This is a genomic window from Gordonia sp. NPDC003424 (assembly GCF_053588655.1).
In genome coordinates this window covers 66,284-91,047 of the sequence record NZ_JBSFQJ010000009.1, presented here as the reverse complement: position 1 = coordinate 91,047, position 24,764 = coordinate 66,284, and the positions used below count along the sequence as shown (strand labels likewise).

The 24,764-nt window shown below is 67.2% G+C and carries 24 protein-coding genes; 12 read left to right on the top strand and 12 right to left on the bottom strand.

The features are described 5' to 3' along the window. Window positions 1–35: 35 nt before the first annotated feature. The 5 genes from ACWDTI_RS15125 to ACWDTI_RS15105 form a co-directional block, all read right to left on the bottom strand. Window positions 36–935 (bottom strand): MBL fold metallo-hydrolase, encoded by a 900-nt coding sequence (locus ACWDTI_RS15125; protein ID WP_449738917.1) that lies wholly within the window; start codon window positions 933–935, stop codon window positions 36–38. Between the two features lie 13 nt (window positions 936–948). Continuing rightward, window positions 949–1,785, bottom strand: coding sequence for a tat pathway signal sequence (locus ACWDTI_RS15120; protein WP_449738916.1), 837 nt, complete (start codon window positions 1,783–1,785; stop codon window positions 949–951). Between the two features lie 19 nt (window positions 1,786–1,804). Continuing rightward, window positions 1,805–2,425: a LysE family transporter gene (locus tag ACWDTI_RS15115; protein WP_449738915.1), complete on the bottom strand. Its 621-nt coding sequence runs from the start codon at window positions 2,423–2,425 to the stop codon at window positions 1,805–1,807. A gap of 137 nt (window positions 2,426–2,562) precedes the next feature. After that, complete coding sequence (locus tag ACWDTI_RS15110) at window positions 2,563–4,005, bottom strand: linalool dehydratase/isomerase domain-containing protein (protein ID WP_449738914.1); 1,443 nt, start codon at window positions 4,003–4,005, stop codon at window positions 2,563–2,565. Then, window positions 3,995–4,540, bottom strand: coding sequence for a hypothetical protein (locus ACWDTI_RS15105; RefSeq protein WP_449738913.1), 546 nt, complete (start codon window positions 4,538–4,540; stop codon window positions 3,995–3,997). Before ACWDTI_RS15105 ends, ACWDTI_RS15110 begins: the two co-directional genes overlap by 11 nt. A 149-nt stretch (window positions 4,541–4,689) precedes the next feature. Between ACWDTI_RS15105 and ACWDTI_RS15100 the strand changes: the two genes are divergently transcribed. Both ACWDTI_RS15100 and ACWDTI_RS15095 read left to right on the top strand, forming a co-directional pair. Beyond that, window positions 4,690–5,388 carry a hypothetical protein gene (locus ACWDTI_RS15100; RefSeq protein WP_449738912.1) on the top strand — a complete coding sequence of 233 codons (699 nt, stop codon included), beginning with the start codon at window positions 4,690–4,692 and terminating at the stop codon, window positions 5,386–5,388. Between the two features lie 90 nt (window positions 5,389–5,478). Next, the gene (locus ACWDTI_RS15095) at window positions 5,479–5,916 is read left to right on the top strand and encodes a VOC family protein (RefSeq protein ID WP_449738911.1); all 438 of its coding nucleotides are present in this window, start codon (window positions 5,479–5,481) and stop codon (window positions 5,914–5,916) included. Between the two features lie 355 nt (window positions 5,917–6,271). On the opposite strand, the gene ACWDTI_RS15090 is transcribed toward ACWDTI_RS15095, so the two are convergent. The 3 genes from ACWDTI_RS15090 to ilvD all read right to left on the bottom strand — a co-directional run bounded on the left by ACWDTI_RS15090 (window position 6,272) and on the right by ilvD (window position 10,337). Beyond that, on the bottom strand, window positions 6,272–7,510 hold the full coding sequence (locus tag ACWDTI_RS15090) for a DUF222 domain-containing protein (RefSeq protein ID WP_449738910.1): 1,239 nt from the start codon (window positions 7,508–7,510) through the stop codon (window positions 6,272–6,274). A 509-nt stretch (window positions 7,511–8,019) separates the two neighbouring features. Next, window positions 8,020–8,571: a DUF4334 domain-containing protein gene (locus ACWDTI_RS15085; RefSeq protein WP_449738909.1), complete on the bottom strand. Its 552-nt coding sequence runs from the start codon at window positions 8,569–8,571 to the stop codon at window positions 8,020–8,022. A 44-nt stretch (window positions 8,572–8,615) separates the two neighbouring features. After that, complete coding sequence (gene ilvD, locus ACWDTI_RS15080; protein WP_449738908.1) at window positions 8,616–10,337, bottom strand: dihydroxy-acid dehydratase; 1,722 nt, start codon at window positions 10,335–10,337, stop codon at window positions 8,616–8,618. Window positions 10,338–10,542: 205 nt separating this feature from the next. On the opposite strand from ilvD, the gene ACWDTI_RS15075 reads away from it, so the two are divergent. The 10 genes from ACWDTI_RS15075 (at window position 10,543) to ACWDTI_RS15030 (ending at window position 18,987) form a co-directional block, all read left to right on the top strand. Next, window positions 10,543–10,668, top strand: coding sequence for a hypothetical protein (locus tag ACWDTI_RS15075; RefSeq protein WP_449738907.1), 126 nt, complete (start codon window positions 10,543–10,545; stop codon window positions 10,666–10,668). A 97-nt stretch (window positions 10,669–10,765) separates the two neighbouring features. Next, window positions 10,766–11,197 (top strand): PPOX class F420-dependent oxidoreductase, encoded by a 432-nt coding sequence (locus tag ACWDTI_RS15070; protein ID WP_449738906.1) that lies wholly within the window; start codon window positions 10,766–10,768, stop codon window positions 11,195–11,197. 227 nt (window positions 11,198–11,424) lie between these two features. Then, window positions 11,425–11,949 (top strand): MSMEG_0572/Sll0783 family nitrogen starvation response protein, encoded by a 525-nt coding sequence (locus ACWDTI_RS15065; RefSeq protein ID WP_449738905.1) that lies wholly within the window; start codon window positions 11,425–11,427, stop codon window positions 11,947–11,949. A gap of 2 nt (window positions 11,950–11,951) precedes the next feature. Next, entirely contained in the window at window positions 11,952–12,851 is a 900-nt protein-coding gene (locus ACWDTI_RS15060; RefSeq protein WP_449738904.1) for a carbon-nitrogen hydrolase family protein, read from the top strand. Continuing rightward, window positions 12,844–13,158 (top strand): MSMEG_0570 family nitrogen starvation response protein, encoded by a 315-nt coding sequence (locus ACWDTI_RS15055; RefSeq protein WP_449738903.1) that lies wholly within the window; start codon window positions 12,844–12,846, stop codon window positions 13,156–13,158. Before ACWDTI_RS15060 ends, ACWDTI_RS15055 begins: the two co-directional genes overlap by 8 nt. Continuing rightward, window positions 13,155–14,441 (top strand): MSMEG_0569 family flavin-dependent oxidoreductase, encoded by a 1,287-nt coding sequence (locus ACWDTI_RS15050; protein WP_449738902.1) that lies wholly within the window; start codon window positions 13,155–13,157, stop codon window positions 14,439–14,441. The genes ACWDTI_RS15055 and ACWDTI_RS15050 overlap by 4 nt, the downstream gene beginning before the upstream one ends. Window positions 14,442–14,491: 50 nt before the next feature. Beyond that, window positions 14,492–15,547, top strand: a complete 1,056-nt coding sequence (locus ACWDTI_RS15045) for an MSMEG_0568 family radical SAM protein (protein ID WP_449738901.1) — start codon at window positions 14,492–14,494, stop codon at window positions 15,545–15,547. Window positions 15,548–15,552: 5 nt separating this feature from the next. After that, on the top strand, window positions 15,553–16,983 hold the full coding sequence (locus ACWDTI_RS15040) for an MSMEG_0567/sll0787 family protein (protein ID WP_449738900.1): 1,431 nt from the start codon (window positions 15,553–15,555) through the stop codon (window positions 16,981–16,983). Window positions 16,984–17,024: 41 nt separating this feature from the next. Further along, entirely contained in the window at window positions 17,025–17,873 is an 849-nt protein-coding gene (locus tag ACWDTI_RS15035; protein ID WP_449738899.1) for a carbon-nitrogen hydrolase family protein, read from the top strand. A gap of 7 nt (window positions 17,874–17,880) precedes the next feature. Continuing rightward, window positions 17,881–18,987, top strand: coding sequence for an MSMEG_0565 family glycosyltransferase (locus tag ACWDTI_RS15030; RefSeq protein ID WP_449738898.1), 1,107 nt, complete (start codon window positions 17,881–17,883; stop codon window positions 18,985–18,987). 130 nt (window positions 18,988–19,117) lie between these two features. Here the strand turns inward: ACWDTI_RS15030 and phaZ are convergent, their stop codons facing one another. From phaZ to ACWDTI_RS15010, 4 genes are all read right to left on the bottom strand, one after another. Beyond that, window positions 19,118–20,011, bottom strand: a complete 894-nt coding sequence (phaZ, locus tag ACWDTI_RS15025; RefSeq protein WP_449738897.1) for a poly(3-hydroxyalkanoate) depolymerase — start codon at window positions 20,009–20,011, stop codon at window positions 19,118–19,120. A gap of 119 nt (window positions 20,012–20,130) precedes the next feature. Further along, on the bottom strand, window positions 20,131–21,831 hold the full coding sequence (locus ACWDTI_RS15020) for a PHA/PHB synthase family protein (protein ID WP_449738896.1): 1,701 nt from the start codon (window positions 21,829–21,831) through the stop codon (window positions 20,131–20,133). A 3-nt stretch (window positions 21,832–21,834) separates the two neighbouring features. Then, complete coding sequence (locus ACWDTI_RS15015; protein WP_449738895.1) at window positions 21,835–23,334, bottom strand: long-chain-fatty-acid--CoA ligase; 1,500 nt, start codon at window positions 23,332–23,334, stop codon at window positions 21,835–21,837. 120 nt (window positions 23,335–23,454) lie between these two features. Then, complete coding sequence (locus tag ACWDTI_RS15010; protein ID WP_449738894.1) at window positions 23,455–24,684, bottom strand: PucR family transcriptional regulator; 1,230 nt, start codon at window positions 24,682–24,684, stop codon at window positions 23,455–23,457. Between the last annotated feature and the right edge of the window lie 80 nt (window positions 24,685–24,764).

Sequence of the window (24,764 nt, the reverse complement as noted above, 5' to 3'; positions counted from 1 at the left end):
CGGCGGGGAGTTGTCGCGATGGGCGACAACCACCGTCACACCCGCTGAAACCGTCCCGGTTCGACTTCGGCGACCTCGCCGAGGCGGACCAGACGTTCCAGGTGCAGTTCGGCGGTACGCCGTTCGACCGCATCGACGAACACCATCTCGACATGCGGACGATAGACCAGCCGATGGTCCGCGACCTCGGCGACGGTGCGCGGTTCACCGAGGAACTCCAGCAGCCGGGCGTCACGGCGCTCGATGACACCTCGGAAGGCGTCGAGGCGGGCGCGGAAGTCGTCGGCGCCCTCGATGACACCCTTCTGGTGGAAGGTGCCGAACCACCGCGCGTCGACCCCGCGCACCCGCTCGATCGACGCCAGGTAGTCCTCGAGATTGCTGCTCACATCGCCGTACATCGGTCCGAACGACGTGAGATCGATGTCGGCGACGTAGCAGAATCCGGTGGGTTCGATCAGCACACCGCAGTGTCCCGCGGTGTGCCCGGGCAGATGGATCACCGTCGCCGAGATGTCGCCGAGATCGAAGACGTACTCGGCGGGGACACCGATGGCATCCGCCCGGCCGTCGGGGAGGGCGAACTGGTCGGCAATGTGCCGTTCGACGATGGGCCGGACATCGGGTGTGTTGCCGAAGCCGTCGATCAGCGCCTTCAGCGACCGGACACCGGCGACATCGGCCTCATGGACGTACACCGGGCTGGTGAAATGCTTGAGCCCCGCGATGTGGTCTTCATGCGCATGACTGATCATCACCGCATCGGCGTCGCAGGGGTCGTGATCGACTTCCAGAGACGGATCGATGACCAGGGTGCCGGCGGAACCGCGGGCGATCACCGTATTGCCGTACGGGTACGCGCCGCCCTTCCCGGACATCAGTACACTCACCGCACCAAACTGTGCCTCGGCAAGACCCGAGTGCGAGGTGGTCATGGCAGCAGCCGGCTCATGCGAACAGGTCCCGGGCCACCCGTGACACGGTGACCTTACCGTCGGCCTGATTTCCCTGTCCGCGTAGCGAATTCATGATCGAGATGACGAATCGCTCACCGCTTCCGGCGAATCCGACGGTGTTCACCACCGAGCCGCCCTGCTCGTCGGACCAGCCGTTCTTGTTTCCGGGATGCTCTGAGCCGGGCAGGGCCATGATGCCCCAGCGTTGATTGGCCGCGACGCCACGCATCTCGCCGACGAGGTAGTTGCGGTCGGTCGTCGGCATGCGGAGCACGGTCGACAGGAGGTTGGCCAGATCGCGCGGGGTGTCCTTCTGGAATCCCCAATATGGGTAGTACGAGCTGAAACCGCGTTGCGGGGCGAGCGCCGCCATGCCGAAGGCGCGGAAGTCGCGGTTGAAGGCCTGATGATCGGCGCCGGCATAGGTGAACCAGAGTTGATCCGTCGCGGCGTCGTCGGAGGAGTTCAGCATGCGGTGCATGGCGCCGCGGTCGGCGGCCGACAGATGGATGCGGCCGGCCCGGTGGCGGTTGAGGAGATCGGCGGCCATCGCCAGCTTGATGGTCGATGCTGTCCACACCGGGGTGTCGGCGTAGGTGTTCACCAGGGTGATGCCGGTGCGCCGATCGGTGACGACGATGCCCGTGGTGCCGGGACGTGTGGCCGCATAGGCGCTGGCGGTGGCCAGACGTGCGGGGAGCATGACGGCGAGCGCATCGTCGCTCGGCGGTGCCGCTTGTGCCGTGGCAGCGGGAACGAGCGCGGCGGCACCTGCTGCGGCGAGTACCGCCGCCAGCGTGGTCAGACGACGGGACCAGGGGAGACGCATGATCCTCAGGGTAACCGCGTCATACGACGGCGAGCAGCACGCCCACCGCCATGAAGAGCACACCGAAGAGACGATTGAGTGCGCGTTGTCCTCGTTCGGTCCGGGTCATGCGTTGGAAACCGCGTGCCACGGTCGCGAAGAAGAGCCACATCACGGTGATGTCGACGGCCACCATGGTGATGCCGATGACGACATACTGCAGCAGCAGCGGCTGGTCGGTGCGCACAAAGCCGGGGATGAACGCCAGGAGGAAGACGATCGCCTTCGGGTTGAGCAGATTCACCCAGACCCCGCGGACGAACATCGACGTCGACGACTCCGTGGCGAGCGCCTGGGCCGATTCCTCGGTCAGATCGGGCTTACGGACGAACTGACGTATGCCGAGATAGATCAGGTAGGCGGCACCCAGGTACCGGATCACGTCGAAGGCGGTCGGCGACCTGGCGATCACCACACCGAGCCCCAACGCGACGATCAGCAACTGGATGAGCAGCGCCGCCTGCTGGCCGAGGATGCCCCAGAAGGCACGACGGAACCCGGCGTTCATCGAGTTGCTCATGGTGTTGATCGCACCGGCGCCCGGTGTGAAGCTGATCAGGACGCATGCGGTCAGCAAGGCCACCCAGGTCGCGATCTGCACCTCGACAGGGTAGTGCCACCGAATTCGACGATCGGGCCGGGTCCGGGACGCGAGTGATCTGCTCGACCAGGCGGCGACTCTGCTGCACCAAGGCCGGACGGTCTACCAATCGCGGTGCCGTGATCGATGAGTCGTGCTCACCCCTGTCCCGGTCGGCGCAGCGTCACCTCGTGTCGGCCGGACAGGCAGACGCCCAGCCGGGCGTGCCCGGTTTCGTCGGCGACGACCTCGGCGAAGTCGCACCCGGTGAGTAGGTAGCGGGTGCCCGGCGCCAGCCGGGACACGCCCAGCTTGGTCCGGACCGGACCGGCGCCCGGGTACAACGCCAGGTCGAGTCCGGAGCCGTCGGTGACCGCCTTCGCGACGAGGACGTCGGGGTAGGCGGCGTGCGTCAGCATCGGTCCGGTGCGCCATTCCTCGGGCACATCACCGAGGGCCAATCCGCGCAGATCGTTCTTGCGCAGGAAGGTTGCCAGTGCGTATGCGCCGTTCGCCCAGGTCGAGGCACCGGCGAGACGCCGGGCACCGGATGACGAGTAGTCCCGTCGAAACCGGTCTCCGATGGTGGCCTCGGCCGCGCGGGCTGCCTCATCGTCACCCAACTCCCTTGCGGCGCAGGCGATGTTCGCCAGCGTCCAGGCGTCGCCCTTGCGGTAGGAGCCGACGTCGAGTCGGTCGACGGGCGCGCTGAGCAGTTCGAGGCGACCGTCGCGGACGGTCACGCGCCGGTGGCGCAGGGAGTCCCACGTGTCGGCGGCGAGCTCGGGCATGACGCCGTTGAGCCAGTACGCCATCACCGCGTCGTTCGACAGGGTGGGCGGCAACTTCAGGCCCGCCGGCCCGAGCCCGAACCGGAACCGGCCATTGGGCAGCAGGTATCCGTTGCGGCGGAACGACGTCGCGATCTTGGCGACGAAATCACCGGCCAGGTCGGTGCCGTGCAGGCGGTCGTATCCGACGAGACCGGTGACGGCGATGGTGTTGCACATCGGGTAGATCAGGTGCGGTTCGCACGGATACAGCGTGTGCCGGCTGGCCCGCATGTTGTCGGCGATCGCGGTGGCGATGGAGCTGAAGCCGTACTCGAAGCGGGTGCGACGATTCCACACCAGCGGCAGGCTGCCGTCGTCGTCGAATGTGTTGTCGGCGTTCAGGGTTTCGTAGAACGCGAGCATGGTGGCGAAGAATCCCGAGTACATCACGTTCGCGAAGACGACGGGGTCCGGATTCCAGCGCAGGTATCCGGTGAGTCGCTCGGTGGCCCAGTATCCCCACACGCGTTTGTCGCACATCTTGCGGATCATGTTCGCCTGCCCCTCGGCGAGGTATCCGCCGAACGCGGGTGTCCGTGTGTACTGCGCCACCGACAGGGCATACGAGACATACGCGATCTGATACCGCAGCGCGCTGCCGCCGATCTGTTCGAGTCGGGTGAAACCGTCCCAGCGATTCAGTGGTTGTAACGCCAGATCGAGCAGAAATCTGAGCGTCGCCAATTCGTCTTCGGTCGCCTCGTCGACGCGGTGCGACCTTACCGAGGCGGGCCAAAGGCCCGTCGACGAGAGACTGTCAGGCGGCAACGGGACCTCCATAGGAGCGGCTGTGGCGCACCGCGAGTGCGGCGCCGACGAGGACTGCACCGATCGGTGCGGCGTGAATCGCGACGCCGAGGCCAGCGGATTCGATGTGATACAGGTGCAGCAGACGGATGTCGAACTCCATCCCGGCAACCACGACAAGCCCGCCGACCATCAGCGCCACGGCCACGTGGCTCCGGCCATCCGATCTCGTGCGCACCGGAATCGCGATCGAGACAGCAAGGGCGACAAGCGCGACCTGGGTCATCACGATCGACCGCACGCTCCATACGGCGACCGACGCGGTGTCGGTCGCCGCCCCCGACAGGCGGAGCGTGGCCACCCCGATCAGATAGCAGCCGAGGGCGAGGCCGCTTGCGCGCAGCGCACCCGCAAGTGCCGGGTGATTGCGGTCGGCGGATTCCGGCATCGTCGGCTGTCCGGCGCCGCCGGAACCGACAGGCCGGTAGGCGGTGGGGGCGAACCCGCCGTCATCGGACTGCGCACGCCACGGCATCACACGCTGCAGGATCAGCACTAGGAGTGCTCCGATGACGCAGCAAACCATGCTCGATGACCTCCTCCGCAGCGCCGCACCGGTGCGTCTGACGATCGTACGTCATGTGAGAACGAACGTTGCCAGAAAATGAACCAATTCCGAACCGGGTGCGGACGTAGCATCGGCACATGGCTGGGTCGATGGTGACGGGGTCGGAACTGCGCTCGTTCATGATGGCCACCTATTTCGCGCTACGGATTCTGATCGCGGTGGGTGCGTTCCTGCTGCCGGTTGTCCTCGTGACCTGGGCAGCCGTCAGTCCCGACGTCGATATGCAGGGTTCGATCAGCGGCTTCTACTACACGCCGGCGCGTGACGTGTTCGTCGGCATCATCGTCGCGGTCGGCGTGGCGCTCATCGCCTATCGGGGCTATTCGGTGGGGGAGAACTGGTTGCTCAACGTGGCCGGTGTCCTTGCCATCGTGGTCGCCCTGTTTCCGACCAGGCCCCCGGATTCGCAGGACACCGACGCCGCGAACGTCCTCCATGTCGCCGCCGCGGTCGCCTTCTTCCTCGTGACTGCCCTGTCGATCGTGCTCTACGGCCGGCTCACCTTGACTCTGCTCGATCCGGCTGAGGCGCAACGGTTCTCCGTCATCTACTGGATCCTCACCGGGCTGCTCGTCGTCCTGCCGGTCATCGCTGCCGTCGTTGCCGGAAGTACCGGACCGAGCACCGCGCTGTTCTGGATCGAGACCGCCGCGCTCATCGCATTCGTCGCCTTCTGGGTTACGAAGACCTACGAGTTGTGGCGCTCGGGCGCTGATCAGCGAATTTGCGAGGGCACCGTCGAGCCGAGTCCCTCCGGCGAATTGCACCCTTGCTGATGCGGACCGTCGCTGTCCTTGATCTGTGACATCGTCGGGTCACATCGTCGGGGACGGAACGAGTTCGAATACGACGGAGGAGCATCCATCATGGCCCGCGTTTTCCAGGTGACCATCGACTGCCACGATCCGGCGGCGCTTGCCGCGTTCTGGGCGGATGCACTCGACTACCGGTTACAGGGGCCGCCGCCGGGTTTCGCGACCTGGGAGGCTGCCCTCGATTCCCTCGGCGTGCCGGCGGAACGGCGCAACGACGCATCGGCGGTGGTCGATCCGTCGGGGACGGGTCCACGGATCTTCTTCCAGCGGGTGCCCGAAACCAAGGAGGTCAAGAATCGGGTGCATCTCGACATCCGCGCGGCGCCCGGCCTGGCGGGGAATGAGCGGATGGCGGCCCTCGAGACAGAGAGCGGCCGTCTGGCCGCGCTCGGTGCCACGCGCGTTGCGCGCCACGACCCGGCACCGCCGCTGGCCGGCGGACATATCGTCATGACCGATCCCGAGGGGAACGAGTTCTGCCTCGACTGAGTCGCGGGTGCCTGCCGGACGCTTGTGCCCGACAGGCACCCTTCGGGGCGGCTGTCACACTATGGAGTTCTCAAGGTGCGTGCGCGGTTCCGACGGGTCGGGTGCGCGGGAAATGTGCTTCGCTGGAATGTGCTGCGCGTCAGAGGGTTACACAGGTTTGGGTGGCTGACTCTGCTTCATTGGCTGAGGCTGTTGTATCACCGGGCACCGACAAGTTCGGGCGGGCCGCGGGTGTGCGCTGGTTGAGCCGTGTCGGCCGGGCCGCGCCTGCCGCTGGGCGTCGTTCGGCGCACTCGCACGCTCGTGTGCTCAGGACCCGGGCGTGGCGAAACGTCTCGCCCGGCCCGCGTTTGGGTCATGCGGCGATGCGGTCGTCGAGGGTCAGGGTGCGCCGGTTGTAGGCGGGTAGTGGTGTGCGTGTCGGGTCGATCGAGGCTGGTGGGATGAGCCAGGGGTGGCGGTCGGCGCCCAGGATGATTTGCCAGTCGCCGTGGTGGATCTGGGTGTGACAGGCCGGGCACAGCAAACATCCGTTGTCCAGATCGGTGGGACCACCCTCAGCCCAGAAGGTGATGTGGTGTACGTGGGTGTAGCCGGCGCGGGTCCCGCATTTGATGCAGCAGGTGTCGCGGATGATGATCGCCTTACGCAGGTGCGAGGGGAACAGCCGTTTGTCGCGGCCCATCTGCAGGGGCACGGTTTCTCCGTTGATGATGATCGCGCCGATCGCCGCGTCACAGGCCAGCAACGCGGCGGTCGCCGCGGTGACCGGCCCGGTCCATCCCAGCACGGCCTGCTCGGGTGTGTCGGCGGGAACCAGCAGGCTGACGTGGGTTTTCGGTGGGGTCACCAGGGTGGTGTCGGCGACCGCGGCCGCCTCGAGGATCGCTTCGAGGGCATCGGCGTGGCGTTGCCCGGTCGAGCGGGTATCGGGGGAGCCGTCGGGTTCGGGGCGTGTGCCCGACAGTGAGGTGATCGCCGACAGCAGTTTTTCCCCGGTGATGATGTCGACATCCCCGCGGATCTGGATGCGGCCGTCGGCGGTTTGGCTGATGGTCAGTTCGTTGATCGAGCGGTCCTCGGCCGCGGGTAGGCCGCCGGTGTCGGCGGTGTACTGGTTGCCCAGGGCGCGGGCTTTCTCGCTGATCTGGGTGGGGGTGGCCCCGGACATGGCCTGGGCGATCAACACCTGCTCCACCTCATATTGTTCGACGTCACACAGGCCGTCTGGGGCGCGGCGGCACACGTGGGCGACTCCACCGATGATGGCGTCGAGGTGTTCGGCGGCAAAGACGCCGTCTTCGGCGTAGCCGCCCAGCAGTGCCATCCGCGGCAGGCCGGTGCCGATGCGCAGCAACCGGTCGGCCACCGCCGGCGCCAACCCCATGGTGATCAACAGTTTCCGGGTTTTGCCGCCGGTGGCGGCGGCCACCCCCAACCGGTCCATCTCCGCGATCGCCACCGCCAGGCGGTGGCTGACGGTGTTGGACAGGCAGATCAGGCCTGTCGTCGTATCAAACGCGTCGCGACCGGAGGTCAGGTCGGTGATGGTGAGCTGCCGGGCGGCGGTGAGCAGGGGTGTGGTGTCGGGCATGCCCCCCATTCTACTCGAACACACATTCGAGTCAAGGGTTGGATTGGTGAACTCTGTTGTATTCCAACGCGATTGCGTGTAGGTGGTCTGCGGGATCCGTCATCGTATCGGGCGGGTGTGACAGTTCTTGAGGGCTTGTCGGAGCGGCTTGTGGTGCTGGCTTGGGTGTGAGGTGACGGTCGAGCGGTGAACGGTCGTTTGGGGTTGGGTGGCGCCCTTCGACACGCCCGCTCGTTCCTCGCGGGCTGCTCAGGGATCGAGGTGACGGTTCGCTCGTTCCTCCTGGGCTGCTGAGGGATCGGGTGACAGCGCTCGTTCCTTGTGGGCTGCTCAGGGATCGGGTGACGGCCGCGTTGCTCGCGGGCTGCTCAGCGATCGGATGACGGTTCGCTCGTTCCTCGCGGGCTCATCAGGGATCGAGGTGACGGCGCGCTCGTGCGAGCCCGGCTCCCCGAAGCGCGAGGCACCAGCCGAGCCACAAAGGGCCCCTTGGCGATTGGTGTGCGACGTCAGACCACGGCCAACGAATCGTCCCGCTGCAACAGGAAGAAGTACGGCGCCGGAGAACCTTTCATGTCCATCGCGCCGATCACCGCATCGTCGGACAATCGGCGGAAGACGTCGTTGATCGGCAGTTGGTCGTAGACCATGGTCGCGGTGTCGACTCCGCGATACCGGGTGGTGCGCAGACGCGCCTTGGACGAATGGGCTTGCGTGAGCGCCCGCGTCGCGGTGATCGGCGTCCGGTAGGAGATTCGCGTGAGCATCGGGAAACGTGCCAGCGGAACGCCCCGGAACGCCGCCCGTGGGTTCATCGGCCAGAGTGCCGTGCCGTCGCGAGTGGGGAACAGCAGTGGATGCACGGTCTCGCCGTCGACGAACTGCTTGCCCCACCAGCCGCTCGCGGCGAGCAGTCCGTCGATGGGGTGACCGGTCGGCAATTCTGCGCCGTGCCACGTGCCGATCATCGCCTGTGGTTCAACGGACCCGCAGCCGTCGAAGAGTTCGAGCGCGTCGGCCGTGGTCGTCGGTAGGTCGGGCAACACGTCGGCGAGAGTCATGCAGGCTATGGTACGGAATCGCAGATTTGTGTCAATGGCTCGATTCAGCGGCAGACCGCACCCTGCGACGCCGACTTCACCAGCTTCGAGTACTTGGCCAGCACACCCCGGGTGTAGCGCGGCGGCAATGGCGTGAAACCCTCTGCGCGGCGCGCCAATTCGTCGTCGTCGACGAGCAGGTCAAGCGTGCCGTTGGCGACGTCGAGACGGATGCGATCGCCATCGCGGACATGTGCGATGGGCCCGCCGTCGACCGCCTCGGGCGCGATGTGCCCAACGCACAGACCCGTCGTGCCGCCGGAGAAACGGCCGTCGGTCATCAGCAACACGTCCTTGCCCAGGCCGGCGCCCTTGATTGCTCCGGTGATCGCGAGCATCTCGCGCATTCCCGGTCCGCCCTTGGGGCCCTCGTAGCGGATGACGACGACGTCACCGGCCGTGATGGTGCCGTCTTCGAGGGCATCCATCGCCGACCGCTCGCGGTCGAACACCCGCGCCACCCCCTCGAACACGTCGGAGTCGAAGCCTGCGGACTTCACCACGGCACCCTCCGGTGCAAGCGTTCCGGTGAGGATGGTGATCCCGCCCGTGGGATGGATGGGAGAACTCATGGCGCGCAGCACCTTTCCGTCCGGATCGGGTGGTGCGATGTCGGCGAGATTCTCGGCCACCGTCTTACCGGTGACGGTCAGGCAATCACCGTGCAGGAGACCGGCATCCAGCAGTGCCTTCATGATGACCGGCACACCCCCGATCCGGTCGACGTCGGTCATCACGTGCGTGCCGAACGGTTTCACGTCGGCCAGATGAGGCACCCGGGCGCCGACCCGCGAGAAATCGTCCAGGGACAGTTCGACATCGGCCTCATCGGCGATCGCCAGCAGATGCAGCACCGCATTGGTGGAACCACCGAACGCCATCACCACGGCGATCGCGTTCTCGAACGCTTCACGAGTCATGATGTCGCGGGCGGTGATGCCTTGCGTCAACAGTCCGACGACGGCCTCGCCGCTGGCCCGGGCATAGCCGTCGCGACGCTTGTCGGGAGCCGGCGGTGCGGCACTGCCCGGCAGCGACATGCCGAGCGCCTCGGCGGCGCTCGCCATGGTGTTGGCCGTGTACATGCCACCGCAGGCACCTTCGCCGGGGCAGATGGCCCGTTCGATGGTGTCGACGTCTTCCCGGCTCATCAGCCCGCGTGCGCAGGCGCCGACGGCCTCGAAGGCGTCGATGATGGTGACCTGGTGCTCGGAGCCGTCGGAGAGGGTGGCGAACCCGGGCAGGGTTGAGCCGGCGTACAGGAACACGCTGGCCAGGTCGAGGCGGGCGGCGGCCATGAGCATGCCGGGCAGCGACTTGTCACAGCCGGCCAACAGCACCGACCCGTCGAGGCGTTCGGCGCTCATCACCGTCTCCACGCTGTCGGCGATCACCTCGCGGGACACCAGCGAGAAATGCATGCCCTCGTGGCCCATCGAGATTCCGTCGGAGACCGAGATCGTGCCGAACTGCATCGGATAGCCACCGGCCTCGAACACGCCCTCCTTGACCGCGGTCGCGAGCCGGTCGAGCGACAGGTTGCACGGGGTGATCTCGTTCCACGACGACCCAACCCCCACCTGCGGTTTGACCCAGTCGTCGTCGCCCATGCCGACCGCGCGCAGCATGCCGCGAGCGGCGGTCTTCTCCAGTCCGTCGGTGACGTCACGGCTGCGGGGTTTGATGTCGACGGTGTCGCTCGCGGGGGGCTGTGCTGGCGTGGTCATAGGGCCACCGTATTCCGGTGAGCGCGGCCGCGTCGGGATTCGACGACGGCCGACGACCTGCTCACGGGTCACGGCCGGTTCAGCAGACTCCCAGCGAGTCACCCAGGGTATCGCAAGGTTGTGTCTCTACTTTCGAATTCGTCAGCGGGACAACACAGAATCTCCCACCTGACCTACGCAGAACGCAGACAGAAAGGTTCATCTCATGCCGAATCGCCCCGATCAGCAGCAGCGCCCGCAGTCCGGCCCCCGCACCCCGCAGCGCCCGCAGGTTCGTCCCCGCCCGCGGCCCTTCGGATTCCTCGGGTTTCCGTTCTTCGGAAGCAGCTAGCCTGCCGCTCACCGGCCCGGCGCACCACGGTGCGTCGGGCCGTCCGCGGTTGCCGGGCGGGCGGAATGGCGGCACCGCGTTCGCGGTTGCCACCGATATGACCGAACCACCGTATGACCCGCGCGCACTCATCGCCGACACCCGCATCGGGGTGCTCGCGACCATCAAGTCCAACGGACTGCCGCAACTGTCACCGGTGACCGCGGTGTACGACCGCGACGCCGACACCATCTACGTGTCCATGACCGCCGGACGCGCCAAGACCGCCAACCTGCGCCGCGACCCGCGCGCCGCCATCGAGTTCACCAGTCCGGACGGCTACACATGGGCCACCGCCGAAGGCGAGGTGACGCTGACCGGGCCCGGTGTCGACCCGAACGGGCCGGAGGTCGACGCGTTGGTGAGCTACTACCGGATCGGGGCCGGCGAGCACCCCGATTGGGCGGAGTACCGTCAGGTGATGGTCGACGACCAACGAGTCCTGATGGCACTCAACATCTCCCGCGTCTACGGGGAGAAGCTCCGGTAGCGCGGCGACGGTCGGCCATGGCGCCGTTGATGTTACACACACTCGTCGATTAGTTATTCCCTCGGTAACCAGCAGGAAATGCTGCGGGCGTGAACTGATTGTCGTAGCAGGTACGGACACCGCATCGCCGGATCACCCGGATCGGCTCGACCTCACCGGGCAGTGTCGCCCACGAATCATCCTCATGCCCTGCGGGTTTCGCCCGCGGAACGATCCCTAGGAGAACCGTGTCCGCATTCGACGAGTCCATCATGGAAAACATCGCCACGTCCCTCGCCGAGATCCCGCATCCGTCGCTGCCGAAGGGGTCGAACATATACGGCGGCACCAAGATCTTTCCCGACTACCAGGCCGAGGACGGCGAAACCTACTTCACCCTCGTCCACGGCATCGCGCACGAGTCGTCCGTCTCGTTCGTGGCCGTCCTGCAGGCGACCCGAGCGCTGCGCAAGGGCTTCGAATCCGCGATCTACTTCTACGGTCCCGGCGCCATCAATTGCCTTGCCACGCGAGGCTTTCCGAAGACCGGCGACTCGGGATTCCCGGGGGAGCAGAACATCAACGACTCGCTCGCGACGTTCATCTCCGAGGGCGGCACCGTCTTCTGCTGCCGTTTCGGCCTCGCGCTGCACGGCGGCCGCGAGGAGGACCTCATCGAGGGTGTCATCCCGGCACACCCGCTCGACGTGCAGGACGCGGTCATCCACTACGCCCGCAAGGGCGCGATCATCAACTCGACGTACATGGTGTAGCCATGACCAGAATCGCAGCGGTCGCGGCGAACTTCTCCCGCGACCTCGAGCAGAACTACGACACGATCGCCGACTACGTGACACGTGCCCGGGAGCAGGGGGTCGAGTTCCTGGTCTTCCCGGAGGCCGCGATCGGCGGGTACCTGTCGTCGCTGGGGAACCACGGTGACACCGTCAAGAACACCGCCCGATCGCTCCCGCCGGCGATCACCCTGGACGGCCCGGAAATCCAACGCGTGCAATCGATCATCGATGACCTTGTGATCGCCATCGGCTTCTGCGAACTCGGCGACGACGGCGACACACGCTACAACGCCGCCGCCGTGCTCGACGGCACCCAGATCTACGGCAGCTATCGCAAGGTGCATCAGCCGCTGGGGGAGAACATGTCGTACTCGTCGGGCGCCGAATACGGCGTGTTCGACACACCGGTCGGACGGGTCGGTCTGCAGATTTGTTACGACAAGGCCTTCCCCGAAGCGGCGCGCGTCATGGCGCTGCGCGGCGCCGAGATCATCGCCAGCCTCTCGGCCTGGCCCGCCGCCCGCACCGCCACCGCCGAGAACCTGCAGGAAGACCGGTGGACCTACCGGTTCAACCTGTTCGACGCCGCGCGTGCCCTCGACAATCAGGTGTTCTGGGTGGCCTCCAACCAGTCCGGAACCTTCGGTTCGTTGCGGTATGTCGGCAACGCCAAGATCGTCGACCCCGGCGGCAATGTCCTCGACTCGACACTCCTCGACAGCGGCATGGCCGTGGCCGACATCGACGTCGCTGAGACCTTCCGTGCCATGCGCGGCGGCATGTTCCACCTCCGCGACCGGCGCCCCGACGCCTACGGCGCACTCACCGAACTCGACCCGTCCGGGTCGGCCGCCTGGCGGGATCTCGCCGATGCCTGAGATGACCTTCACCGTCCGCTGGCCCGACGGCATCGTCCAGAACTGCTACTCGCCGAGCCTGGTGATGCACGACCACCTCGACGTCGGCGGGCACTACACCGTCGACGACTTTCGCGAGCGCGCCACCACCGCGCTCGGCGAGGCCGCCGAACGCGTGCGTGCCAAGTACGGATTCGCCTGTACGTCGGCGGCGGCCACCGCGGACGACATCAACCGCGCGGCAACACGATACGAACGCGACTCCCTCATCGAGGTCGTCGACATGCAACCGCCGCTGCCCGCTCCCACACCCCTGGAGACACCATGAGCGCATCGGCTGCTCCGGCCCACATCCCGGTTGTCGTCGTCGGTGGAGGCCAGGCCGGCCTCTCGGTCAGCTGGTACCTCGGGCGCGCAGGCGTGGAGCACGTCATCGTCGAATCGCGGACACCTGCCCACGCCTGGGCCGACACCCGCTGGGACAACTTCACACTCGTCACCCCGAACTGGCATTGTCGGTTGCCCGGATACTGCTACGACGGCCCCGACCCCGACGGGTTCATGACCCGCGACCAGGTGGTCGACTGGCTCGCCGGGTGGCTCGACACGTTCGACCCGCCGGTCCGCGAGCACACGACGGTGACCAGGCTGCGCCACGGCGACACGGCCGCTTTCGAACTCACGCTGCGCGGCGCCGGAGGCGACGAGATCGTCACCTGCGACCAGGTGGTGATCGCCACCGGCGGATACCCGCTCCCCATCATCCCGCCCTACGCATCCGTCCTCGATCCTGCTGTCACGCAGATACATTCGGAGCAGTATCGCAGCGCCGACCAGTTGCCCGACGGAGCCGTCGTGGTTGTCGGCACCGGCCAGTCGGGTGCGCAGATCGCCGAGGACCTCCATCTCGCGGGGCGGCAGGTCCACCTCGCCGTCGGTAACGCACCCCGCGTCGCGCGGACCTACCGTGGTCGGGACTGCATGACCTGGCTGGCCGACATGGGTCTCTACGACACGCCCACCCAGGAATACCCGGGCGGCAAAGCGGCACAGGAGAAGACGAACCACTACGTGACGGGACGCGACGGCGGCCGCGATGTGGACCTCCGGCAGTTCGCGCGTGACGGCATGCACCTCTACGGAGCCCTCACCGACGGCAAGGACTCGACACTGAGATTCGCCCCAACCCTCACCACCGCGCTCGACAAGGCGGATGCGGTCTACAACTCCATCTGCGCCGACATCGACCGCTACATCGACTCGCGGAACCTCGACGCGCCGCCGGCATCCCGGTACACACCCATCTGGGAAACCGATTCCGACCCGACCGAACTGGACATGGCGGCGGCCGGCGTGAGCGGAATCGTGTGGGCCATCGGATTCCGTCCCGACTACCGTTGGATCGAGGCCAGCGCCTTCGACGGGGCGGGTCGTCCCATGCAGACCCGTGGCATCACACAGGTGCCGGGACTCAGCTTCATCGGCCTTCCGTGGATGCATACGTGGGGCTCGGGCCGCTTTCTCGGCATCGACCGCGACGCGCGCCACGTCGCCCACCACATCATCGAGTCGCTGGGGGAGTCCCGACTCCGCCTGGCCGCCGGACAGTAGGGGACATCCATGGGATCGCAATCGCCCGCTCGCATGAAAGGGGACACGGCGTGACAGCCTCCGCTCGAGTCGATCTCGCCCTCCTCGGCATTCGCGGAACGCCCCCCGTCACCCGAACCGGTGGTGCCGGTCCGACCGATGACGGACACCTGATGGTGGACGGCCTGCACGCCGCAATTCCGCGAAACCCCGACAGCCCGTTCGCCTTCGACGGTGAGCGCATCCTCTACGACGGTCACGACACCGGCTTCGACGTGCAGCCGATCGCGCGTCCCCGGTTCTACGACCTGCGCACCGATGACGGCATCGGATACGAGAAGATCGCGAAGCTCCACGGCGCCAACGTCCTCGCCACCACGGTCCTGCAGACCTGTATCCGCTACGACGCCGACCAGCGCTGCAGGTTCTGCTCGATCGAGGAATCCCTGGCCTCCGGCGCCACCGTCGCGGTCAAGAAGCCCGAGCAACTCGCCGAAGTCGCCCGTGCCGCCGTCGACCTCGACGGCATCACCCAGATGGTCATGACCACCGGTACCTCGGCCGGAAGAGACCGCGGTGCACGGCATCTCGCCCGATGTGTCCGCGCGGTCAAGGCGGCGGTCGGCGAACTCCCGATCCAGGTGCAGTGCGAACCGCCCGCCGACCTCACGACCATCGCCGATCTGCGCGCCGCGGGCGCCGACGCGATCGGCATCCACGTCGAATCCCTCGACGACGACGTCCGACGACGCTGGATGCCCGGCAAATCCACCGTGCCGCTGTCCGAGTACCGGGCCGCATGGACCGAGGCGGTCCGCGTGTTCGGGCGCAACCAGGTCTCCACCTACCTGCTCGTCGGCCTCGGCGAGGACCCCGACGAGATGATCAGCGGTGCCAAAGAACTCGCCGACATGGGCGTCTACCCGTTCGTCGTGCCGTTCCGCCCGCACGCCGGGACGCTGGCCGTCGAGGTCGACCACGCGCGGGCGCCGGAACCCGCCGTCGTGGAAAAGGTCAGCCGCGAAGTCGCAGCGCATCTGCACCTGATCGGCATGTCCGGTGCCGACCAGCGCGCGGGCTGCGCGGCGTGCGGTGCCTGCAGCATCTTGCCGACGGTCGGGGGCTGACCACGATGCTCGACGGACGAAGCGTTGCGCCCCAACCGATCCGAACCCGCGATCTGTCCATCCTCGCGGGCACCACACCGACACCCCCAGCCTTTCTCATCCGGGTCGCCGACGATCGTGAGCTGCTCGCCGCCCATCACGTGCTGCGCCACCGCGAATTCGTCGAGCGCCAAGCGTTGTTCGACCACACCGATCACGACGACGCAGACGACGATCCCCGCACCGTCGTCCTGGTGGCCACCACGCCCGACGGCACGGTGATCGGTGGGGTTCGACTGTCGCCCAACCACACCGACGACATCGGGTGGTGGTCGGGTAGCCGCCTCGTCGTCGCGGATCCGGCGCATGCCGCCGGAGTCGGCGCCGCACTGGTCCGGGCGGCCTGCGCGCACGCGGAATCCATTGGGGTGCTTCGCTTCGACGCGACGGTGCAGGATCGTTACGCACCTATGTTCGGCACCCTGGGGTGGCACGATCACGGCGCCGGCCCGGTCTTCAACGGCCGCAGCCATCGACGGATGAGGTGGCCGATCCGGCGCGTGCAGCACACCGCTGACGCGACCAAGGCCATGCTCGCCGATGTCCTTCGTCCGCTGGCGAGCCAACCGGGCGGCCTGGGGCCAACGGGTTTCCGGGGCGACGACGGGGTCCCGGTGCCCGACTCCGCGCTGATCGCGGCCTGCGACGCCGTCCTGCCGTCGATGGTGGAGCGTGACCCCGAATGGGCCGGATGGTGCTCGATCCTGGTGAATGTCAACGACTTATCGGCCATGGGTGCCGACCCCATCGGATTCCTCGATGCGGTCGGTGCACCCACACGGTCCCATCTGACGCGCATCATCCGTGGTGTCGCGGCGGCCGCGCAGGCGTGGCAGACGCCGGTTCTCGGCGGGCACACCCAGGTCGGTGTGCCGGCATCGCTGTCGGTGACCGCTCTCGGCCGCGCCGAGTGCCCGGTCGCCGCAGGTGGCGGCCGCGCCGGTGACACGGTGTCGCTGCTCGCCGATCTCGGCGGGTCCTGGCGGCCGGGATACGGCGGTCGGCAATGGGACAGCACCAGCCACCGCACCGCAACCGAACTCGCATCCATGGCCGGTCTGGTCGGCGCCCTGCAGCCCCGGGCGGCCAAAGACGTCAGCATGGCCGGTATCGCGGGCACACTCGGCATGCTCGCCGAGGCATCCGGGACCGGGGCCGAACTCGATGTCACCTGCATCCCTCGTCCGGCCGGGGCCGATATGGGGGCGTGGCTCACCTGCTTCCCGGGGTACGCCATGCTGGTCGCCGACCGCTCGCCGGTCGGACCCGTCGGCGCGCCGGTGACGACGGCCGCGTGTGGCCGCCTGACGGCGGAGCCCGGGGTGCGGCTGCGCTGGCCCGACGGTGAGGCGACCACCGCCGTCACCTCGTCGGTGACGGGACTCGGAGCCGCGTGAGATGACCTCGACGCGCAACCGGCGAAGTAGAGTGCGGTGACATGACCACGGTCACGCTCGGGGCGCTCGCCGCCCACTTCGGACGCGACGTCGACCGGGGTGTGTCGAAGGCACTCGGCATCATCGAGGCGGCCGCCCGCGACGGCGTGGACCTGCTGGTCTTCCCGGACGCCACGATCGGCGGGTACATCGGTGACCTGCGCGCACCCGACACCCATGAACTGCCACCCGCGCTCGACCCCGACGGTCCCGAACTCGCTGCGATCATCGGTGCCGCCGGTGCCATGACCATCTGCATCGGCTACACCGAGGCCGCAGGAGGTCGTCGATACAACACGGCGGTCTGCATGTCCGGTGACGGGATACTCGGCAGGCATCGCAAGGTGCATCAGCCGGCCGGCGAAGGGCTGGCCTATGCGCCGGGGGACTCATTCGGCGCGTTCGACACGCCGGTCGGCCGGATCGGCATGCTGATCGACTACGACAAGACGTTCCCAGAGTCCGCACGCACCCTCGCGCTCGACGGCGCACACATCATCGCGGCATTGTCGGCCTGGCCGGCGAGTGTCACCGACCGCGCTGCCCGGCTGCCCGCCGACCGACAGTCGCGGCTGTTCGACCTCTACGACTGCGCCCGCGCCGCCGAGAACCAACTGTTCGTCGTCTCGTCCAATCTCACCGGCGTCACCGGCTCCCTGCGGTTCCTGGGCCAGGCCAAGGTCGTCGGGCCCGGCGGGGAGATCCTCGCCACCACTCGCTCCAAGGGCGGCATGGCCACCGTGACCGTCGACGTGGAGGCCGAGATCTCGCGTGCCCGAAGGGTTCTCGATCACCTCGCCGAACTCCGGACGGACACCTACCACGCCGAGCACCCCATCCGAGGGCGGTGATGCATCGATGCGTGTCGCCCTGATGACCTACTCGACAAAACCGCGCGGCGGCGTCGTCCACACGTTGAACCTCGCCGAGGCGCTCGCCCGGCTAGGGGTGGAGGTCACGGTGTGGAGCCTGGCCCGCGGCGGCGATCAGGGCTTCTACCGGACCGTCGATCCCGCTGTGACACAACAACTCGTTCCGTTCCACGACGCTCCGGACGAAACCGTCACGGACCGCATCATCCGCTCCATCGACGCCCTGCGATCGGCGTTCACGGCCGACGGGTACGACATCGTCCACGCCCAGGATTGCATCAGCGCCAACGCGGTCGGCACGTGCATCCGCACCATTCACCACCTCGACCAGTTCACCACACCGATCCTCGTGGAATGCCACGAGAAGGCCGTCGTCCAACCGTACGCGCGCATCTGCGTGTCGCGCGGCGTCGCCGACGAGGTCCGGGCTGGGTGGGGATTGTCGCCCACCGTCATCCCGAACGGCGTCGATCACCGACGCTTCGCCGACGCCGCCGCCGACAATCCGGACGCCTCGGCGCGGCGTGGCCGATGGCGAAACCAGTTGGGCCGCTACGTTCTTGCGGTCGGCGGCATCGAGCCGCGGAAGGGGAGCATCGATCTGCTGGAGGCCTACGCGAGTGCGCGCGATGTGGATCCGGGTCTGCAGTTGGTGTTCGGGGGCGGTGAAACCCTCTTCGACTACCGGGACTACCGGAGCGAATTCGAGCGTCGCGCAACCGAACTCGGGATCAGTCCGATTGTCCTGGGCGCGATCGCCGACGACGATCTACCGTCGCTGGTCGCGGCCTGCGAGGTCTTCGCCTTCCCGTCCACCAAGGAGGGTTTCGGCCTGGCGGCCATGGAGGCACTCGCCGCCGGCCGGCCGGTCGTCGCTCGCGAACTCCCCGTCCTGCGCGAGGTGTTCGGCGAGACCGTCAGCTACGCGCGCACCCCGGCGGAGTTGGCGGCGGCGCTCCTGGCTGCCCGCACCCCGGACGCGGAGCGCGCCGAGCGGGGCCGCGCACTGGCCCGATCACTGACCTGGGAGGCTGCGGCACGAGCGCACGTCGAGTTCTACCGGTCGCACCCGTATCCTGTGTCCGGCAAGTGATCTCGGTCTCGATCAGCGCAGAGCAAAGCACGACATAACACAACATCGCCGACCTGCCCGACCCCCTGACTCGTCGGACAGACCAGCGATGAATTCCTTTGAGGCTTCACGTAACCCACGCGGGTACGACTCAGCCTCCAGGTGTGAGCTGAACGTTGATGTTGCGCTTCCACGGCCAGCGTGCGACACGCGGCGGGCCGAGGAAGTCGTCGACCACCGGACCGAACTCCGATGCGTTGAGGATCAGGTCGATGTGGCCGCCGTCGTGCGCGTGCAGCGTGGCGCGCGGCATCAGCTTGCTCAGGATGTGAGCGTTGACCATCGGGATGATCGGATCGTCCTTGCCCGAGATGACCAGGGTGCGTTGACGAATCGCGGGCAGAGCGTGGATCGAGGTCCACACGGAGCCGGCCATCAGTTGATGCACGTAGCCCTTCTTGGACCCGGCATGCAGCTGGCGGATCAACAACTCGGCGACGTCGCGCCCGTGATGACGGACGGTGCCGCCGTAGAGGTGTCCGGCGATCTTCGCGCCGTACGCGGGGTCGCTGAATCGGCGCGGGGTCGCCATCTTGCTGAGCACCACAGGGTTACCGGGGACCATGACGGCACCCGTGCCGGTGGCGACGAGGATCAGTCGGCGGCACCGCCGCGGATTCTGGAACGCGAACTGCTGGGCCAGGGCTCCGCCCCAGGAGAGCCCGAGGATGTCGACGACGCCGACGTCGAGACGGTCCAGCACACGTCCGAGGACCCAGGCCAGGTACGGAAAGCCGTAGGGCAGGATCGATGTCGGTGATTCGCCGGTACCCGGGACGTCGAACCGCACGACGGGTCGGTCCGTGTCGAGGTGTTCGACAAACGGGTCGAGGACCTCGAGGCTGGCGCCGATCCCGTTGCACAGGACCAGCGGGACGCCGACGCCGCGGCGGTACCGCACCCGGATGCGCTGGCCGCCGGTGGCGACGAAGAAGTCGTCGGAGTTGGTGTCTTCGGGGGCGATGTCGAGGACGTTCTCGCTCATGGGTCCCACCTCACTGTCGTTGTTGGCCGCTGAGCATACCCGGCGGCAAATGACTGGTTGTCGCAGACATGCCTGTGCGGGGGAGACCCCTCATCTCCCCCACACAGTGGTTCCTTGTGTCAGCTCTGCAGGACGTAGGTACCCGGAGCGGGTGCCAGCGGCTCGAAGCCCGCGGTCCCGAGAGCGCTCGGCGCATCGATTTCGGCACCGCCGTGCTCGGCCAGCCACTGGAGGTGGTTGGGCCACCACGAGTCGCGCTGCTTGCCGGCACTCGCGAGCCACTCCTCCGGAGCGAGCTCTGCGTCCACCTGTGCGGCGCGGAACGAGGCCTTCGGGTTCCCGGGCGGGTTGACCAGCGAAGCGATGTGGCCACTCGTCGACAGCACGAACGTGTTGTTCTTGCTGCCCAGCAGCGCGGCACTTCGGTAGGTCGACTCCCACGGGCAGATGTGGTCGGCGATCCCGCCGATGACGTAGGCGTCGCAGGTGATGGCGCCGAGGTCGACCGGGGTACCCAGCATGGTGGCCTGGCCCGGGGTCACCAGGTCGTTGTTCAGACCCATCATGACCATCTCGCGATGCAGGGCCGCGGTCATGCGGGTGGTGTCGGCGTTCCAGAAGAGGACGTCGAAGGCGGCCGGGCTGCGTCCCTGGATGTAGTTGTTGACCCAGTACCGCCACACCAGGTCGGTCGGGCGCAGCCAGGCGAACATCTCGGCCATGGCGCGGCCGTCGAGGTAGCCCTTGCTGGCCGAGGTGCGGATCGCGGCCTTGGCGGCCCGTTCGCTGGCCAGTGCCGAGGCGAAGCCGGCCTGGCGCTGATCGAGCACGGTGACGCCGAGGGTCAGCGAACCGACCTTGTCGCCCTGTCCGGTCGCGGACAGATGGGCGAGGACCATGGCGGTGAGGATGCCGCCCGAGCAGGTCGCGAACACGTTCGTGCGGTCGGCGCCAGTGATGGCCTGGGTCGCGTCGATCGCCTCGATGATCGCCTTGCCGTAGGCGTCGAATCCCCAATCACGGTGGCGTGCAGCCGGGTTGCGCCACGAGATGGTGAACACCTGCTGTCCGTTGCGGACGTAGTTCTCGATCATGCTCCGGTCCGGAGCGATGTCCATGACGTAGTACTTGTTGATCACCGGCGGCACCATGAGCAGCGGGACCTCGTGGACCTGCTTGGTCTGCGGTGCGTACTGGATCAGCTCGAACATCCGGGTGCGAAGCACGACAGAGCCCTTGGTGGCGGCGACGGTCTCACCGACATGGAACGCGTCGGGCTCCACCATCGCCGGCACGCGTGGCTTGGACGCCATGTCGCGCACGAAGGCGCGGAAACCGCGCAGCGCCGACAGGCCTCCGGTGTCGATCAGCGCCTTCCATCCCTGCGGGTTGAGCAGCAGGTTGTTGGTGGGCGACAGGCCTTCGATGATGTTGTCGAGGGCGAAACGCACCTTCTCCGCATCGCGCCAGTCGAGCTCGGCTGCGGCATAGAGCGATTCGGCAGTTTCGGAGCTTGCCAGGTAGGCCTGCTCGACGCGGCGGAGCAGCGGGTTGCCATTCCAGGCCGGGTCGGCGAAGCGCCTGTCACCGCGGGCCGGCTCGCGGTCGGAACGCCCGAGGGTGATCAGGCCGAGTTCCTTGGCGAGGCCGGCGCTCTGCTCGGCGATGGTGATCGGCTGGCGGGCCAGCGAGGCACCGAACCGGGCCCACGCCGCGTTGGGGATCATGCGGCTGGCGGCCGACTTGGTGGAGTTGACGAGGAGCAGGTCGAGCGGCGCGGCGATGTCGCCGGCGGCTGTGGTGTTCTGTGCGATGGTCATAACTCAGGCCTCCTGAAACTTCGGGGCGGTGATGTCGCGCTTCTGGATCTTGCCGGTGGGTCCGGTGGGCAGCTGGTCCACAATCCAGATGTGGCGTGGGTACTTGTAGGCTGCGACGCGTTCCTTGGTGTAGGCGCGGAGTTCGTCTTCGGTCACATTGGCGCCCGGCTTGAGCTGCACCGCGGCACCGACCTCTTCGCCGAGCGTGCTGTGGGGGACACCGATCACGGCGGCAGCGGCGACGTCCGGGTGCTCGTACAGGACTTCCTCGATCTCGCGCGGGTAGACGTTCATGCCGCCGCGGATGATCATGTCCTTGGTGCGGTCGACGATCCGGTAGTAGCCTTCTTCGTCCTTGGTGCCCACGTCGCCGGTGGAGAACCATCCGTCGGCGTCGATCGCCTTGGCCGTGGCCTCCGGGTTGTTCCAGTAGCCCTTCATGATGTTGTGGCCGCGGACCTGGATCTCACCGCGCTCGCCGAGCGCCACTTCGTTGCCGTCGATGCCGATGATCCGCATCTCCACACCCTCGATCGGCGTGCCGATCGTGCCGGCCTTCCGCGGCTTGTCGGGGTGGTTGAAGCAGGCGACGGGCGACGTCTCGGACAGGCCGTAGCCCTCCAGGATGGCGGCGTCGAATGCATTCTCGAAGTCGGTGATGACCTGCGCGGGCAGGGCTGCGCCGCCGGACACGCACACGCGGAGCGAGCTGGTGTCGTCGGTGGTCCGACGCGATGCGATGAGGGCCGAGTACATGGTCGGGACACCTTCGAAGATCGTCACCTTCTCGGTGGCGATGGCGTCGAGCACGGCGATGGGGTCGAAGCGGGGGATCAGGACGAGGGTCGCCTGGGCGTACACCGCACCGTTGAGTCCGCAGGTGAGGCCGAAGACGTGGAACAGCGGCAGACATCCGATGATGACGTCCTCCGACGAGGCGGTCATCAGGTTGTCCATCGAGATCTGTGCGTTGCGACGCAGACCGGCGTGGGTGAGCTCGGCGCCCTTGGGCTTGCCGGTGGTCCCCGAGGTGTGCAGGATGACCGCGGTGTCCGAGTCCTCACGTGCCACCGGGGTCGCCTGCGGTGTCGCGGCGCTGACAGCAGCCATCAGGTCGCTGTCGGCCAGGATGCATTCGGCACCGGCGGTCGATGCTGCGGCCTGCGCCTCGTCGGCGAATGCCGGGACGGCGAAGATGATCTTGGCGGTGGTGTTGGTCAGGTAGAACTCGATCTCGCGAGCCTTCAGCAGCGGGTTCATCGGCACTGCGACGGCGCCGGCGCGCTGGATTCCGTAGAACAGGAACGCGAATTCGGGAACGTTGGGCAGCATGATGGCGATGCGATCACCAGGCTCGATACCCTTGTCGGCCAAGTACGACGCCACTTTGGCGGCGATGCCGTCAAATTGTGCGTAGGTATAGACATCGGTGCCGGACTTCAGCGCGGGATGGTTGGGCCGGGCTGCAGCGGCGGTGACGAGGTTGTCGGCCAGGGTCGTCATGTGCTCTGCTCTCTGTGAGGGGGATTTTTCTTACACTTCCATGGTGCGCTCGATCACCAGGATTTTGAATGGTGCGTGGACTAACGTCGAAACGACCTCAGTGTGCATGTGCACAACCGCTCAGCTGTCGTTCTCGCCACGCGTCAGGGGATAATGGGCAGCCACCTCGAACGCCAGGCACAGCTCGGCGAGCTCGCGCGGTGCAGTGGTGGACCGGCCGGTGAGTTCCTCGATCCGACGGAGTCGATGCCGAACCGTGTTGCGGTGCACATAGAGCCGCTCCGCGGTCGCGGTCACGCTACCATCGGCGTCCGCCCACGCACGAAACGTCTCGATCAGCGGTTCCCGATCCTCGGCCGGTAGGTCGAAGAGCCTGTGGAGGACTCGCGCCGCGAGGTCGGAGGTGACCTCCGGCGAACTGACTGCGGCGATGCCGAGGACCGAATCATCGAACTCGTTGACCCCCGGCCCACCGCTCTGCAGCGCAATCCGGGCGTAGCGCAACGCTTTCACCGTGTCGGCGAGCTCGGTGAACGGGGCGCTGACCCCGACCCGGTCGACGGCGGTGCGGCCCATCAACGCCAGCGCGGAACGCCGCGCCTGCTTCGACGGCGTGTGCACGATACCGATCTGCTGATCGGGGAGGAGTCGCCACGCCGAATAGAGGTCGATCCCGCGCAACTTGGCCTCGATGCCGGGGAGGGGCTGCTTGCCGATCACGAGCGCGTCCGCGGCGACGGCGATGTACGGCCCGTACGTCGGTAGCCGCAACATGGTCGCGATCTCCCACAGGCTGGCATCCGACGTGATACGCCCTTCGAGGAGGTGTTGGGTGAGGGCGGCCCGCTCGGCAGCGTCGTCGAGGATCTGCATCGTGGTCTGTTCCCGGTGGGCGTCGGCCATGTCGTTGATGAACAGGTCCTGGCCCAGCCACATCCGTTCGGTCGCGAAAAGCAATGCGCTGCGGGTTATTTCCGGATGCTCTTCGACGACGCTGACGAGTTCGCGCCACACCATCTGAAATCCGATGCGGTAGGCGTGCATGATCGCGGCCAGCGGCACGCCGAGCGCCGCACGGTTCGCGCCGGTCGCCCTTGCCGCAGAGGTGTCGAAGTCGTCGCCGACGAGCCCCGAGATGACGAAGTCGAAGTTCTTGTGCACCGTCTCGACGATCTCGGCGCGGCTGACCGCATCCGATGTCGCGTAGAAGTCGATGTCGCCGATGATCGTGTCCGCGACGTTGGTGCTGAGCGAGTCCAGTCGCTTGGCGAGCAGCCCGGCAATCCACGCCAACTCGCTCGCCAGATCCGGGTCGGCGGATCCGACGTCGGGTCGGGGTGCAGCGTTCACCCCGCCATTGTGGCCTGCGGCGGCGCCCGCGTCGCCGATTCGGGCATTTCGTCCCCTTGTCGGACGTTGTGCAGCCAGTA

Coding starts and splice junctions, on each gene's coding strand:
- ACWDTI_RS15040 (WP_449738900.1), top strand. CDS start 15,553: ATGCTCGACGGACGAAGCGTTGCGCCCCAACCGATCCGAACCCGCGAT.
- ACWDTI_RS15100 (WP_449738912.1), top strand. CDS start 4,690: ATGGCTGGGTCGATGGTGACGGGGTCGGAACTGCGCTCGTTCATGATG.
- ACWDTI_RS15050 (WP_449738902.1), top strand. CDS start 13,155: ATGAGCGCATCGGCTGCTCCGGCCCACATCCCGGTTGTCGTCGTCGGT.
- ACWDTI_RS15060 (WP_449738904.1), top strand. CDS start 11,952: ATGACCAGAATCGCAGCGGTCGCGGCGAACTTCTCCCGCGACCTCGAG.
- ACWDTI_RS15085 (WP_449738909.1), bottom strand. CDS start 8,571: ATGACTCTCGCCGACGTGTTGCCCGACCTACCGACGACCACGGCCGAC.
- ilvD (WP_449738908.1), bottom strand. CDS start 10,337: ATGACCACGCCAGCACAGCCCCCCGCGAGCGACACCGTCGACATCAAA.
- ACWDTI_RS15015 (WP_449738895.1), bottom strand. CDS start 23,334: ATGACGACCCTGGCCGACAACCTCGTCACCGCCGCTGCAGCCCGGCCC.
- ACWDTI_RS15020 (WP_449738896.1), bottom strand. CDS start 21,831: ATGACCATCGCACAGAACACCACAGCCGCCGGCGACATCGCCGCGCCG.
- phaZ (WP_449738897.1), bottom strand. CDS start 20,011: ATGAGCGAGAACGTCCTCGACATCGCCCCCGAAGACACCAACTCCGAC.
- ACWDTI_RS15030 (WP_449738898.1), top strand. CDS start 17,881: ATGCGTGTCGCCCTGATGACCTACTCGACAAAACCGCGCGGCGGCGTC.
- ACWDTI_RS15070 (WP_449738906.1), top strand. CDS start 10,766: ATGACCGAACCACCGTATGACCCGCGCGCACTCATCGCCGACACCCGC.
- ACWDTI_RS15120 (WP_449738916.1), bottom strand. CDS start 1,785: ATGCGTCTCCCCTGGTCCCGTCGTCTGACCACGCTGGCGGCGGTACTC.
- ACWDTI_RS15090 (WP_449738910.1), bottom strand. CDS start 7,510: ATGCCCGACACCACACCCCTGCTCACCGCCGCCCGGCAGCTCACCATC.
- ACWDTI_RS15035 (WP_449738899.1), top strand. CDS start 17,025: ATGACCACGGTCACGCTCGGGGCGCTCGCCGCCCACTTCGGACGCGAC.
- ACWDTI_RS15055 (WP_449738903.1), top strand. CDS start 12,844: ATGCCTGAGATGACCTTCACCGTCCGCTGGCCCGACGGCATCGTCCAG.
- ACWDTI_RS15075 (WP_449738907.1), top strand. CDS start 10,543: ATGCCGAATCGCCCCGATCAGCAGCAGCGCCCGCAGTCCGGCCCCCGC.
- ACWDTI_RS15125 (WP_449738917.1), bottom strand. CDS start 935: ATGACCACCTCGCACTCGGGTCTTGCCGAGGCACAGTTTGGTGCGGTG.
- ACWDTI_RS15095 (WP_449738911.1), top strand. CDS start 5,479: ATGGCCCGCGTTTTCCAGGTGACCATCGACTGCCACGATCCGGCGGCG.